The following is a 12,737-nucleotide window of genomic DNA, read 5'->3' on the forward strand; positions in this document are numbered from 1 at the left end:
GGGCGGCACGGCTGTGGCCCCCCTGTCCGGCCGCCCCGCGACCCCGGTCGAACGAAAGACCCCCTCATGCGTACCCCCATCGCCGTAGCCGTTCTGGCTCTGGCCGTCCCCGTCCTGCCCGCACCCGCCGGCGCCGCTCCGGGCGACGGCTCGCTGACCTGGTCGGTGTCGCCGTCGGGCCCGAAAGGACCGAACGGGCGGCCGGCTCTGGACTACAAACTCGACCCCGGCGCCACCATCACCGACCACGTCGCCGTCACCAACCACTCGAAGCAGCCGCTGACCCTACGCGTCTACGCCCACGACGCGTTCACCACCGCCGGTGGTGGCTTCGACCTGCGCGCCGGCAACGCCGCGCCGACCGACGCGGGCCTGTGGATCAAACTGGGCCGGCAGCGGATCACCCTGCCGCCGTCGTCGCGGGTCGTCGTGCCGTTCACCCTCACCGTGCCGGCCGACGCCACACCCGGCGACCACGCGGCCGGCATCGTCGCCTCCCTGATCGCCGACACCACCGACGCCACCGGCAACAAGGTCTCCGTCGACCACCGGGTCGGCAGCCGCGTCTACCTGCGTGTCACCGGCCCCCTGAAACCGTCACTCACTGTCACCGATGTCAAGATCCAGGCCGCGACGTCCTGGAACCCGCTGAGGCTGCCGCGCGTCACCGCAACCTTCACTGTCGCCAACACGGGCAACGTACGTCTCGGCGGCGCCCCGTCGGCGCGGATCGAGGGACCGTTCGGACTCGGCGCCCGCAGCACCACGGCGGCCACGATCCCGGAGATCCTGCCCGGTGGCTCACTGACCAGTGCCGTCACGCTCGACGCGGTGCCGCCCCTGTTCCGGGAGCGGCTGACCCTCGGCATCCTCCCCGCGCCCGCCGACGGCCGCGCCATCGATCCGGCACCGGTCCGCGCGCTCTCCGAGCATGCTCTCTGGCTGATGCCGTGGCCACGACTGGTCCTCACCGCACTCGCCGCCGCCCTGCCCGCCGCCTGGCTGTTCACCCGCCGCCGACGCAACCGCCGCATGCGCGCGGCCCTCGCCGCCGCCGAGAAACGCGGACGTGAGCAGGCGGCCGCAAACCTCGAGAAGGAAGGAACCCGATGACCCACCGTCTGCACAAGACCGTCGCCGTCACCACCACGGCGGTCGCGATGGCCTTGACCGCGGGCCTGCCGGCGGGCGCCGCGCCTGCCGACGGTGCCGACCTGGTGGCGCTCTCAGTCGAATCCGGTGAACTGCGCCTCGATGTCCGCAGCGACGGCCGGACCTACACCGATCCGCATCAGGTCCGGTTCATCGCCTCGGGGCAACCGGTCGGCGTGATCCCCGACGATCCGGCGTTCGCGTTCCTCGGCCGGCCCGGCGCGCCGGCGTGGTCGCTGCAGGACGGCTCGCCGTTCTCCACGTTCGACACCACCGCCATCACCAAGGGCGACGTGACGCTGGAACTCGCCTCGATCGAGGGTCCCGGCACTTTCGCCGCGTACACGCTGTCGGAGTGGGGCCGGCCCACTCTGCTGCTGGACAGTGACGGCCACCGCAGCACCCGGCTGCCGGCCGGAAAGCGCACGGGCGGCGTCGTGTGGTTGTTCGATGCCGCCGGGGACTACCGGGTGACGCTGCGGGCGACCTCGCACACCGGCGCGCAAACACTTCGAGACGAAGCGGTCTACACCGTCTCGATACCCGCCGGGGCCCAGGCCGGCCCGGCGAAGCAGTCGCCGCCGGCGCAGCAGAGCGCCCCGGCCGGCACGACGGCCGCCGAGTCCACCATCGCGAAGAAGGCCGCAGCGGCGGCAACGTCAGCCGCCACCGTCACCGCCACCGGCAGGAAGGTCATCTCCGACGGGCACGTCGACATGGGCCCGGTACTCGACGACGGCAGGCTGACGATCCGGCTCAAGGACGACAGCACCACTCCCCCCACCTGGCGCGAGCCGGCCGACGTCACGCTCAAGGTCACCGACAAAGCGCTGATCGACGTGCCGTCCGGCGCCGGGTACGCGTTCCTCGGCAAGGCCGGCGACAAGGTTTACCTCCTGCCCCAGTCCCAGCAGGCCGGCATCGTCTGGCCGGGCTGGAACACCCAGCACGAATCCGTGGTCAAGGGCACCAAGGGAAACGTCACCTGGCGCCTCAAGCAGGTCAGCGGCCCGGGCCGGTTCAAGCTGTTTCTCACCGGCTCGTTCGGCACGCCCGAAGTCCTCTTCGACTCGGCGAAGGCGCTGCCGCAGCAGCTCGCCATCGCGCCCAACACCCACGCGCACGGCAACTGGGCCTTCACCGAAGCCGGGATCTATCAGCTCACGGTCGAGATGACCGCCACCACGACAGCCGGCAAGAGCCTGTCGGACACCAGGATCCTCACCGTTGCCGTCGGTAACTCGACCAGCACCGGCGACGGCGGCAGCTCGGGACAGAACGGCGACGGCGGAGCGGCCACCGACGGCAAGGGCAGCGGTGGTGGTCTCGCCAAGACCGGCACGGACATCATGTCGATCGCCGGCGGCGGAGCGCTGTTGCTCATCGCGGGCGTAGCCGTCGTCGTGCTCGCTCGGAGGCGGCGAAGCGAGCCGGGTCACGTGTCCACTCCCGACCCTTCCTAATGAAAATGAAAACCATTAACATCTAGATCGTTCCGGTGATCGGTCACCGGATCCATCCCAAGGAGAATCCCCTTGCGTAAACCGCTCCGCCTCCTGCTCGGCAGCGGCATCCTCGCCGCCGCCCTGCTCGGCGCCGCCGTACCCGCCCAGGCCACCGACACCGTGGTCCTCGGCGCCGGCCACGTCGACGTGGTCGACCTCGCCTACGAGGACGGCGTCCTCGAGATCGGCGTCCACGACGAGACCGTCGAGCCCGACGTCGAACGCGAGGTCGACGACGTGGTCTTCCTCGTCAAGAAGGCCGCGAAGATCGCCGTTCCCGACGACCCCGCGTTCGGCTTCCTCGGATCGCCGGGCAAGCCTGTCTGGGTCCTGCCGGAGATTCAGAACGAGGACCTGCTCTGGCCCGGCATCGCCACCGAGGAGATCGAGAACGGCGTCTTCGCCGCCGACTCGGTCACGCTGAAGTTCGAGAAGGTCACCGGCGCCGGCCGCGTCGCCATCTTCACCGAGAACGCCGTCGGCGCCCCGAACGTGCTGGTCAACAGCGGCGACGGCCTGCCCGACGCGCTGCCGCTGGCGACCGGCACGCACCAGCACGCCAGCTGGGCGTTCCAGAAGGCCGGCGTCCACCTCATCAAGGTCAGCGCGACCGCCGAGCTGGCCGCCACCGGCCAGAGCGTCACCTCGGCGCCGGTCGTCTACAAGTTCGTGGTCCAGCCGTGAGGGCCGCCGCGGTCCTCGCCGCCGCGATGAGCCTGGTGGTCGCGGCCGCCGTGCCGGCACAGGCGGCCACCGTCACCCTCACCAGCGGTCACGTCGACGTCCTCGACGTCGACTACACCGCCGGCGCCCTGGTGCTGAGCGTCAACGACGACGTGGCCGAGCGCAACCCGGCCGACGTGGTCTTCCAGGTGCCGGCCGCCGCGAAGATCACCGTGCCGGCCGGCAGCGCGTGGTCGTTCCTCGGCATGCCCGGAAGCACCGCGTGGGTGCTTCCGCAGAGCAACACCAGCGGCCTGCTCTGGGCCGGCTGGAACACCGCGGAGGTCCCGGCCGGAGTGTTCCAGAGCAACTCGGTGACGTTCCGGCTCACCAGCTTCACCGGACCGGGCCACGTCAGCGTCTACACCGTCTCGGCCGGCACACCGACCAGGATGTTCGACTCCTCCGACGGCCTGCCCGACACCCGGACCGTCACCTACAACGCCCACACCCACGCCAACTGGGGCTTCACCGCCGCCGGCACCTACACCCTCAACTTCGAGGTGACCGGCAAGCTGATCAGCACCGGAGCAACCGTGACCACCGGCGTGAAGGCGTTCACCTTCACCGTCCTGCCGTGATCCCGGTGGGTCCGCTCCAGTGGAAGTGGAGCGGACCCACCGCCCACCGTACCCGGAGACCCGTGAAACGCCTGCTCGCCGCAACCCTGCTGGCCGGCGCCGTGGCCGGCTGCGCGCCGCCGCCCGCCCTGTCCGACACCGACGGGCGCGTCCAGGTGGTCACCACCACCGGCATCCTGGCCGACCTGGTCCGCAACGTCGGCGGCGAGCGTGTCCTGGTCGACTCGATCGTGCCGGACAACGCCGACGCCCACGCGTACGAACCCACGCTGCGCGACGTGCGCAACATCGTCTACGCCGACGTGGCCTTCAGCAACTACCTGCTCCTGGAGGCCCAGAGCGTCATCAAGACCATGGACGCCAACCTCCCCGACGGCGTACGCCAGATCTCCCTCGCCGAAGGCGCCACGAAGTACGCCGCCGAGATCATCCCACTCGTCGAGGACGTCTCCCTGGACACCATCTGGCTCGGTCTGCGCGCCCGCGGTTCCGGCGCCACGCACGGGGTCACCCGGTCCTCGGACGTCCGGCTCTCCGCAACCCGCGTCGACGGCCCCGGACGGCTGTCGGCCTATCTGACCGAGTCGTTCGGCAACCCCGACATCGCCGTCGACTCCGGCGACGGCTTCGATCCGGCCAACGGCTACCGCGACGACACCATGAACCTCCCGTCGGACGCGCACACCCACATGAGCTGGGCGTTCACCGAACCCGGTGTCTACCGGCTCACCCTGCGCGCCGAGTTGGCGGTGTCCGACGACAGCAAGCCGCTGCCGATGGGCGAGCAGACCTTCACCTTCGCCGTCGGGGTGGACCCGCACACCGTGCCCGGCATGCACGGGGCCCTGGTGCTGCACGACGGGCACACCGACGTCACCGCCGACATCGACACCGGCGAGCTCTACCTGTACGGCGACGGCCACGGCGGCACCGAGCAGGTACGCCACGATCCCGCCCGCACCGTCATCGAGGTTCCCGCCAGGGCCCTCAAGGAAGTGCCCGCCGGGCCGGGTTTCCGGTTCCTCGGCCGGCCCGGAACGCAGATCTACCAGTTACCGCAGGCGGTGCTGGGCCGGCACGTGCACGGCGAGATCGACCCGCACCTGTGGCAGGACGTCGGCAACGCCCAGTCCTACGTGGAGCTGATCCGGGACACGCTGATCGCCGCCGACCCGGCCGGCACCGCCGACTACCGGGCCAACACCGACCGGTACCTGACCGAACTGAGCGCGCTCGACGCGTACGTCCAGAAACAGATCGACGCCATCCCGGCGGCGAACCGCCATCTGGTGACCACGCACGACGCCTTCGCCTATCTCGCCAAGGCCTACGACATCCCGGTCGCCGGATTCGTCACCCCGAACCCCGCCGTCGAACCCGGTCTCACCGACCGCCGCCGCCTCACCGAGACCCTGCGCAACCTGCGGATCCGGGCGGTGTTCCTGGAACCCAACCTGCGCGCCCGCTCCTCCACCCTCGTCGAGGTCGCCAAGCAGCAGAACGTGAAGGTCTGCGACATCTACGGCGACGCCTTCGACGACCGGGTCACCGACTACGTGTCGATGATGCGGTTCAACGCCGACTCCCTCCGCTCCTGCCTCTCCTGAACCACCCGAGGACCAACCTTGATCAAATCCCTGCTCGCCGTGCTGCTCGCGGCGGCTCCCAGCCCCACTCCCGGCCTCGACCAGTCACTGGACCCGGGCCAGGCCCAGGCCACCGGCCGGGCCGTGCTGGAGACCGGCCACGTCGACATCGGCCCCCGCCTGCGCGACGGCACGTGGACCATCCAGATCCACGACGACCACGCCGTCCCCTCGGTGTGGCGCGAACCCGCCGACACCGTCCTGCGGGTCCGGGACACCGCTCGTCAGGCGGTTCCCGACGACCCGGCCTACGCGTTCCTCGGCGAGCAGCCCGGCACCGAGGTGCACGTGGTGCCGCAGACCGAGAAGCAGGGCGTCGTCTGGATCGGCTGGAACACCCAGGACCCCGGCGTGATCGGCGCGATCAGCCGCGGCGTCACCATGACCCTGCGCGGCGTGCAAGGACCCGGCGCGGTCACGGTCTTCCTCCAGTCCGGCAACCTCGGCGCCCCGCAGGTGCTGTGGAGCACCACGAAACCACTGCCACAGCCGATGTGGGTCGAGACCAACACCCACACCCACGCCAACTGGGTGTTCGGCAAGCCCGGCAACTACCAGCTCGCCGTCGACATCAGCGCCGACCTCGCCGACGGCGCCACGGCCACGGCGAGCACCGTGCTGCGCCTGGCCGTCGGGGACGGCACCGAGCCCGACTTCGACACCGCGTTCACCGCTCCTCCAGCCGCCGGGTCCGCCTCGATCGCCCCAGCGGCAACCACGGATCAAGACCCTTCATCCGGTACGTGGCAGACGCCCGCCCTGATCGGCGCCGGCCTCCTCGTCCTGCTGATCATCGCGGCGCTCGTCGCCCGGCAGTCGGCGGTACGTCGCCGCGCCGAACGCGAACGCGAGAACGTCCGATGACCGCCGCGCTGGAGATGACCAGGGTCGCCGCCGATCTCGGTGGGCGGCCGGTGCTGCGCGACGTCGATGTGCGCGTGGACACCGGGCAGTTCACCGCGCTGCTCGGCCCGAATGGCGCGGGCAAGACCACCCTGATGCGAGCCGCGCTGGGTCTGATCCCGCTGCGCGCCGGCACGGTCACCAGCGGCAGTGCCGGCTATGTGCCGCAGCGCCACGAGTTCACCTGGGACTTCCCCGCCTCGGTCCAGGACGCCGTGCTCAGCGGCCTGGTCCGCCGGATCGGGCTGTTCCGCCGGCCGGGCGTCGCCCATTGGCAGGCCGTCTGGGACGCCCTCGACCGGGTACGCCTGACCGACCTGCGCAAACGACCGGTCGGGGAACTGTCCGGCGGCCAGCGGCAGCGCGTCCTGGTCGCCCGCGCGCTCGTGCTGGAACCGGCGGTGCTGCTGCTCGACGAGCCGTTCACCGGACTCGACATGCCCGCCCAGGAGACACTGACCGATCTGTTCGCCGACATCGCCCGGGAACGCGCCGTGCTGATGGCCACCCACGACCTGACCGCGGCCGCGTACACCTGCGATCGTCTGATCCTGCTCAACCGCACCGTGATCGCCGCCGGCCCTCCCTCGGACCTCAAGGACCCCGAGGTCTGGATGCGGACGTTCGACGTCGGCCCCGGCTCCCACCTGCTCAAAGCCCTCGACCTCGGGGGAGCCTGACGTGTCGCCGTGGCAGTTCCTGGCCGACCTGACCAACCCCGACCTGGCGTTCCTGCCCAAGGCCCTGACCATCGCCGTGCTCTCGGCGATCATGTGCGGAGTCGTCGGCTGCTACGTGGTCCTGCGCGGCATGGCGTTCATCGGTGACGCCGTCGCCCACGCCGTCTTCCCCGGCCTGGCCATCGCCTTCCTCTTCTCCGGCAGCCTGGTCGTCGGCGGCACCATCGCCGGAATCGTCACCGCGCTGCTGGTGACCGTGTTCGCCCAGAACCGCCGCCTCAAGGAGGACTCCGTCATCGGAATCTTCTTCGTCGCCGCGTTCGCCCTCGGCATCGTCATCATCTCCCGGGCGCCCGGATACGCCGGATCCCTGCAGCAGTTCCTGTTCGGCTCGATCACCGGCATCCCCGACCGCGACCTCTACGTCGTCGGCGGAACCGCCATCGCCGTCCTGCTCGCCGTGTTCCTGCTGCACAAAGAGTTCGTGGCGATCACCCTGGACCGCGAGATGGCCCGCGCCCTCGGGCTGCGCACCTTCTGGCTCGACCTGACGCTCTACGTGCTGGTCACCCTCGCCGTGGTGATGGCCGTGCAGACCATCGGCAACATCCTCGTGCTGGCCCTGCTGATCACCCCGGCCGCCACCGCCCGGCTGCTCACCGACCGGCTCGCGGCGATGATGGCCCTCGCCCCCGCGATCGGCGGCGCCTGTGCCCTGATCGGCCTGTACCTCTCCTGGTCCTGGGACCTGCCGGCCGGAGGCACCATCGTGCTCACCCTCACCGGCGCCTTCCTGCTCGCGCACCTGGCCGCACCACGTCACGGTCTGATCGCCCGCCTCGCCGCCTGAGGTTCCGACGAAGAGCGGCGGCTCTGGCGGCTCTCACCGTAGGGGCCGCCGTCCCGGCGCCGGGGTCTACCGCCACCGCAGCCGAAGGACCCGCACCACAACCCCGCGGCGTCCACACCGACGCCGTCTCCCCCTTCCTCGACCAGGGCCGGCCGATCCTGGCGTCGAAGGCCGACGTCGCCGAAGGCAACGGCACCCGCTGAACGGCGCGGCCTCGTCGGCGGCCGTCCCGGCTGAATATCGCCGGCGAGAGATTCGCCGGGTTCCCCGAATGGAGCATCAGGAGTCGATGAACGCCTGATCGGGCCGTCTTCATGCGTCTTTGATTGCCCGATCGGGCCAATCATCGGCGCCATTACATGCAGTTCTGACGATATATTCGTCCCAGGCGCCGATGCGACTTCAGTAGCACGGCCAGGCGAATGGACGGGGTGCCACGACGACCATCGATCAATCGATGGATCGGGCCGAGGTCACGACGAACGGTGTGCCCTGCTGACACGTTGTCACGAGGTCAGGGACCTTCCGGCCGGTCACGGCAAGTCTCGCACCGGCGCGGATCACCGTCCGATCACCACCGACCAGCAGGTATTCGCCGAGCAGCAGGCATCGGTGCTCGACCCCCGCGGTGACAATTCCGGTCAGGGTGTGCAAGCCGGTTTCCATAACGCCATCATCTCCCCCACATCAGGATCGACACGAGATCTACCAGGGCGCGATGTCTCTCAATATGATCCAGCTCAATGTGAGCTTCCTCGTTCGTACCCGGAGGACATCTGTGCCATCGAAACAACCGATCCGGATGGCCTTGGCCGTCGCGGTGTCGGCCATCCTGGCGGGCAGCGGTACCGGCGCGGCCCACGGGGCGCCGCCCACCCCGTCGGACCTCTACATTGTGCAACTGACGGCGCCCCCGGTCGCCGGCTACACCGGCGGGGTCGCCGGCATTCCGGCGACCCGACCCGGCGCGGGTGAGAAGATCGACCTCAGCACCAGCGCCGCCCGGTCGTACCGTGCTCACCTGAAGTCCGAACGTCAGCGCACCCAGCGCCTGGCCGGGGTTCCGGCGGGCCGGACCCTCTACGAGTACGACGTCGCGTTCAGCGGATACGCCGCCCGGATGACCGCCACCGAGGCCGACGTCCTGCGCCGCAGCCCCGGCGTGCTGGCGGTGTCGAAGAACGCCGTCCACAAGGCCGACACCATCTCCACCCCGCAGATGCTCGGACTGACCGGCCGCACCGGGGTGTGGCAGCGCCAGTTCGGCGGCTCCAAGAAGGCCGGCAGCGGTGTCATCGTCGGTGTGATCGACACCGGCATCTGGCCGGAGAACCCGGCGTTCGCCGCCTTGCCGAACCCGCGGCCGGACCAGCGGATCATCGACGCCAAGTGGCGCGGCGTCTGCCAGCAGGGCGAGGAGACCGATCCGGCCCGGAACATCACCTGCAACAACAAACTGATCGGCGCCCGCTACTTCACCGAGGGTTCGCTCGACGAGACGAATCCCGACGAGTTCCGGTCCCCGCGTGACTTCAACGGCCACGGCTCGCACACCGCGGGAACTGCGGTCGGCAACCACGGCGTGGACGCGGTCATCGACGGGCGTGTCGTCGGTGACGCCTCCGGCATGGCCCCGGCCGCCCGCCTCGCCGTCTACAAGGCGCTGTGGGACCAGGGCACCGGTAGTGGCAGCGGCACGACCGTCGACCTGGTCGCGGCCATCAACGCGGCGGTCGCGGACGGCGTCGACGTGATCAACTACTCGATCTCCGGGTCCACCTCGTCGTTCGTCGACCCGGTCGAGCTGGCGTTCCTCAACGCCGCCAATGCCGGGGTGTTCGTCGCCGCGTCGGCCGGCAACAGCGGTCCGACCGCGAGCACGGTGGCGCACAACTCGCCCTGGATCACCACGGTGGCGGCCAGCACGCACGACCGCGGCTACGACAAGTCGGTGACCCTGGGCAACGGGACCACCTACGCAGGCGCCGGTCAGGGCACCGCCGTGCCGTCCGCTCCACTGGTCGACTCGGAGGTGGCCGGCCTGCCCACCACCCCGGTCAGCGAGGCCCGGCTGTGTTACTCCGGTGGGCTCGATCCGGCCGTGGTGACCGGCAAGGTGGTGCTGTGTCTGCGGGGCGGCAACGGCCGTACCGACAAGAGTCTCGCGGTCCGGCAGGCCGGCGGGGTCGGCATGATCCTCTACAACAACCCCGACAACTCGGTCAACGCCGACTACCACTTCGTGCCGACGGTGCACGTCAACAGCGCGGCCGGGCTGGCGATCAAGGCGTACGCGGCCACCGCCGGCGCCACGGCGAGCCTGTCGGCGGGTACCGAGGTCAAGGTCCGCGCACCGGAGATGGGGTCCTTCTCGTCCCGTGGCCCGGCCCTGGCCGGCAACGGCGACCTGCTCAAGCCGGACATCACCGCGCCCGGCGTCGACGTGGTGGCGCCGGTCGCCCCGCCGGGCAACAACGGCCGCACCTGGGACGCGTACTCGGGCACCTCGATGTCGAGTCCGCACATCGCCGGCCTGGCCGCCCTGGTGATCAGCGAGAACCCGCGCTGGTCCCCGATCTGGGTCAAGTCGGCGCTGATGACGACGGCCGGTCAGACCGACAGCACCGGCCAGCCGATCCAGCGGGCCGGGACCGCCGCGACACCGCTCGACTACGGCGCCGGACACGTCCGTCCCGGCCGGTCGTTCCGGCCGGGCCTGGTGTACGACTCCACCTACCCCGACTGGATCCGGTTCGCGTGCGGCAGCGGCGCCAGCGGAGCCTCCTGCGACCAGTACGGTGCGATCGACCCGACCGACCTGAACTACCCGTCGATCGCGATCGGCGACCTGGCCGGGAAGCAGACGACCACCCGTACCGTGACGAACATCAGCAAACTGCCCGGCGTCTACGAAGCCAGGATCCAGGCCCCGGCCGGTACGACCGTGACGGTCACGCCGAAGCGATTCGTGGTGCTGCCCGGTAGGTCGGTGTCGTACAAGGTGACCGTCACCCGTACCGACGCGGCGATCAGCCAGTGGAGCTTCGGCTCGCTGACCTGGGTCAACAAGGCCGACCCGAAGGGCCTGACCTCCTCCGACGTACGCAGTCCGATCGCCGTCCGGCCGGTCGCGATCGCCGCCCCGACCCAGGCCGCCGGGACCGGGACCAGCGGTTCGACGGACCTGAGCGTGATCCCCGGCTTCACCGGCGCCCTGAGTGCCGCGCCGGCCGGGCTGGCCCCGTCCGTGGTGGACCGGCTGCACCTGGTCGGTTCGGAGACCGACTTCGACTCGGCTGCCCCGGCCACCGGGCCGTCGGTGGGCAAGGTGACGCTGACCGTGCCGACCGGCACCAGGCTGGCCCGGGCGGCCACCTTCGACGCCGACGTCCCGGCCGGCACCGACCTGGACCTGTTCGCCTACCGGGCCGGCACCAGCACGCTGGTGGCGTCCAGTGCGGGGTCGACGGCCGAGGAACAGGTCAACCTCACGGCCGGCTCGTACGACGTCTACGTCGTCCAGTTCGCCACCCCGCCCGGTGTGGAGGAACTCGACGTCCCGCACCACTCGTGGATCGTCGGTGACGCCGCCGCCGGCAACCTGACCGCCACCCCGGCCGGCCAGAACGTCACCCTCGGCACTCCGGCCAAGGTCACCGCGGCGTGGACCGGCCTGACCGCCGGAACCCGCTACCTCGGCCTGATCGCCTACAGCGACGGCACCGCACGCATCGGCCAGACAGTCATGTCCGTCGTCGCCTGACACGCGGCGGGGACAACGCGCACACGGCGATGTCCCCGCCGCTTCGCGCCACAGCCGCAGGCGGTTCTCCTCGTTCTTCTCGTCATCGCAGCGCCGGCAGATCGCCGCTCGGGGTGCCCGCCCCGCCGTCCAGGCCCGTTGCGCACGCCGTGGCGGCGAGCGCGGCGTGGGCGCCCCAGCGCCAGACGACGCCCGCCTCGGCGAAGCCGGCCGCGAGTGCCGCGTCGCGATGCCAGGTCACCGGCGGGGTGAACTCGGCGGGGATCCGATCGCCGAGGATCGCCTGACGTCGCTGCATCAGCGGTCGTAGCGGCTCGCAGGCCCGCAGGCCATCCCACCAGCGCGTCCAGGCCATGGCCGCGACCGCCTCGCCGGCCGCCGGGTACAACCTCGCCGTGACGCCGTCCAACCCGGCCTCGGGCATCAGATCGACGACCACCAGCAGACCGCCGGGGCGCAGGATCGCCCGGGCAGCGCGATAGAAGGCACGGACCCGCTCCGGGGGAAGATAGTGCACGGTCATGATGGCGGTCAGCAGGTCGAAGGGGCCACCGCCGGCTATCGCGTCGGTCCAGGCCGCCTTGAGGTCGGCACTGTGCACACCGATCCGGTCGTCTGCTCCGGCCGCCGCGAGAGCGAGCAGGACAGGGTCCAGGTCGACCATGCCCACCTGTGCGTCGGGCCAGCGCGCGGCCATCCTTTCGGCGAAGACGCCGGGGCCGCCGCCGAGGTCGAGGATCCGGGCGGGGGTTCCGCCGTTCACCGCTTCGGCCACCGTCATCAGCGCGGCCTCGCAACCGTCGGAGCCGGGCAGGAAGCCGGCCATCACCTCGTCCCAGGAGGCGCGCCACCGGTCGACGGTCGCACGCTCCAGCACCGATGCAAAAGGGGACGCTTGTGACGTGAGCGCCATCGACAACCTCGCGAGGATCAG

11 protein-coding genes are annotated in these 12,737 nt (G+C 70.7%); 9 read left to right on the plus strand and 2 right to left on the minus strand.

What is annotated here, in order from left to right; all coding sequences use genetic code 11:
- Nucleotides 1–66 precede the first annotated feature (66 nt).
- The 8 genes from BM290_RS37055 to BM290_RS37090 all read left to right on the plus strand — a co-directional run bounded on the left by BM290_RS37055 (nucleotide 67) and on the right by BM290_RS37090 (nucleotide 8,040).
- Nucleotides 67–1,113, plus strand: coding sequence for a WxL protein peptidoglycan domain-containing protein (locus tag BM290_RS37055; protein WP_093620609.1), 1,047 nt, complete (start codon nucleotides 67–69; stop codon nucleotides 1,111–1,113).
- Nucleotides 1,110–2,615, plus strand: a complete 1,506-nt coding sequence (locus tag BM290_RS37060) for a TIGR03773 family transporter-associated surface protein (protein WP_239144003.1) — start codon at nucleotides 1,110–1,112, stop codon at nucleotides 2,613–2,615. The genes BM290_RS37055 and BM290_RS37060 overlap by 4 nt, the downstream gene beginning before the upstream one ends.
- Before the next feature lie 72 nt (nucleotides 2,616–2,687).
- Nucleotides 2,688–3,341, plus strand: a complete 654-nt coding sequence (locus BM290_RS37065; RefSeq protein WP_093620610.1) for a choice-of-anchor M domain-containing protein — start codon at nucleotides 2,688–2,690, stop codon at nucleotides 3,339–3,341.
- Between the two features lie 26 nt (nucleotides 3,342–3,367).
- Nucleotides 3,368–3,961 (plus strand): choice-of-anchor M domain-containing protein, encoded by a 594-nt coding sequence (locus BM290_RS37070; protein ID WP_093620658.1) that lies wholly within the window; start codon nucleotides 3,368–3,370, stop codon nucleotides 3,959–3,961.
- A gap of 62 nt (nucleotides 3,962–4,023) precedes the next feature.
- Complete coding sequence (locus BM290_RS37075; RefSeq protein WP_093620611.1) at nucleotides 4,024–5,568, plus strand: anchored repeat ABC transporter, substrate-binding protein; 1,545 nt, start codon at nucleotides 4,024–4,026, stop codon at nucleotides 5,566–5,568.
- A gap of 18 nt (nucleotides 5,569–5,586) precedes the next feature.
- Nucleotides 5,587–6,471, plus strand: a complete 885-nt coding sequence (locus tag BM290_RS37080) for a choice-of-anchor M domain-containing protein (protein WP_177320053.1) — start codon at nucleotides 5,587–5,589, stop codon at nucleotides 6,469–6,471.
- On the plus strand, nucleotides 6,468–7,190 hold the full coding sequence (locus tag BM290_RS37085; protein ID WP_093620612.1) for an anchored repeat-type ABC transporter ATP-binding subunit: 723 nt from the start codon (nucleotides 6,468–6,470) through the stop codon (nucleotides 7,188–7,190). The genes BM290_RS37080 and BM290_RS37085 overlap by 4 nt, the downstream gene beginning before the upstream one ends.
- A gap of 1 nt (nucleotide 7,191) precedes the next feature.
- Nucleotides 7,192–8,040 carry an anchored repeat-type ABC transporter permease subunit gene (locus BM290_RS37090; RefSeq protein WP_093620613.1) on the plus strand — a complete coding sequence of 283 codons (849 nt, stop codon included), beginning with the start codon at nucleotides 7,192–7,194 and terminating at the stop codon, nucleotides 8,038–8,040.
- A 450-nt stretch (nucleotides 8,041–8,490) separates the two neighbouring features.
- Here BM290_RS37090 and BM290_RS37095 read toward each other — a convergent pair whose 3' ends face one another.
- Nucleotides 8,491–8,694: a hypothetical protein gene (locus BM290_RS37095; protein ID WP_143134059.1), complete on the minus strand. Its 204-nt coding sequence runs from the start codon at nucleotides 8,692–8,694 to the stop codon at nucleotides 8,491–8,493.
- A gap of 148 nt (nucleotides 8,695–8,842) precedes the next feature.
- Here BM290_RS37095 and BM290_RS37100 point away from each other — a divergent pair, with 148 nt between their 5' ends.
- Entirely contained in the window at nucleotides 8,843–11,803 is a 2,961-nt protein-coding gene (locus BM290_RS37100) for a S8 family peptidase (protein WP_093620615.1), read from the plus strand.
- Between the two features lie 82 nt (nucleotides 11,804–11,885).
- On the opposite strand, the gene BM290_RS37105 is transcribed toward BM290_RS37100, so the two are convergent.
- A complete protein-coding gene (locus BM290_RS37105; RefSeq protein WP_239144004.1) occupies nucleotides 11,886–12,680 on the minus strand; it encodes a class I SAM-dependent methyltransferase in 795 nt (264 codons plus the stop codon).
- Nucleotides 12,681–12,737: the final 57 nt, after the last annotated feature.

Source organism: Actinoplanes philippinensis, assembly GCF_900113015.1.
In the GTDB taxonomy this organism is placed as follows: Bacteria; Actinomycetota; Actinomycetes; order Mycobacteriales; family Micromonosporaceae; genus Actinoplanes; species Actinoplanes philippinensis.

Excerpts from the sequence above, each read along its gene's own strand:
- BM290_RS37055 (WP_093620609.1), top strand. The coding sequence starts at position 67 with ATGCGTACCCCCATCGCCGTAGCCGTTCTGGCTCTGGCCGTCCCCGTC.
- BM290_RS37060 (WP_239144003.1), top strand. The coding sequence starts at position 1,110 with ATGACCCACCGTCTGCACAAGACCGTCGCCGTCACCACCACGGCGGTC.
- BM290_RS37070 (WP_093620658.1), top strand. The coding sequence starts at position 3,368 with ATGAGCCTGGTGGTCGCGGCCGCCGTGCCGGCACAGGCGGCCACCGTC.
- BM290_RS37085 (WP_093620612.1), top strand. The coding sequence starts at position 6,468 with ATGACCGCCGCGCTGGAGATGACCAGGGTCGCCGCCGATCTCGGTGGG.
- BM290_RS37100 (WP_093620615.1), top strand. The coding sequence starts at position 8,843 with ATGGCCTTGGCCGTCGCGGTGTCGGCCATCCTGGCGGGCAGCGGTACC.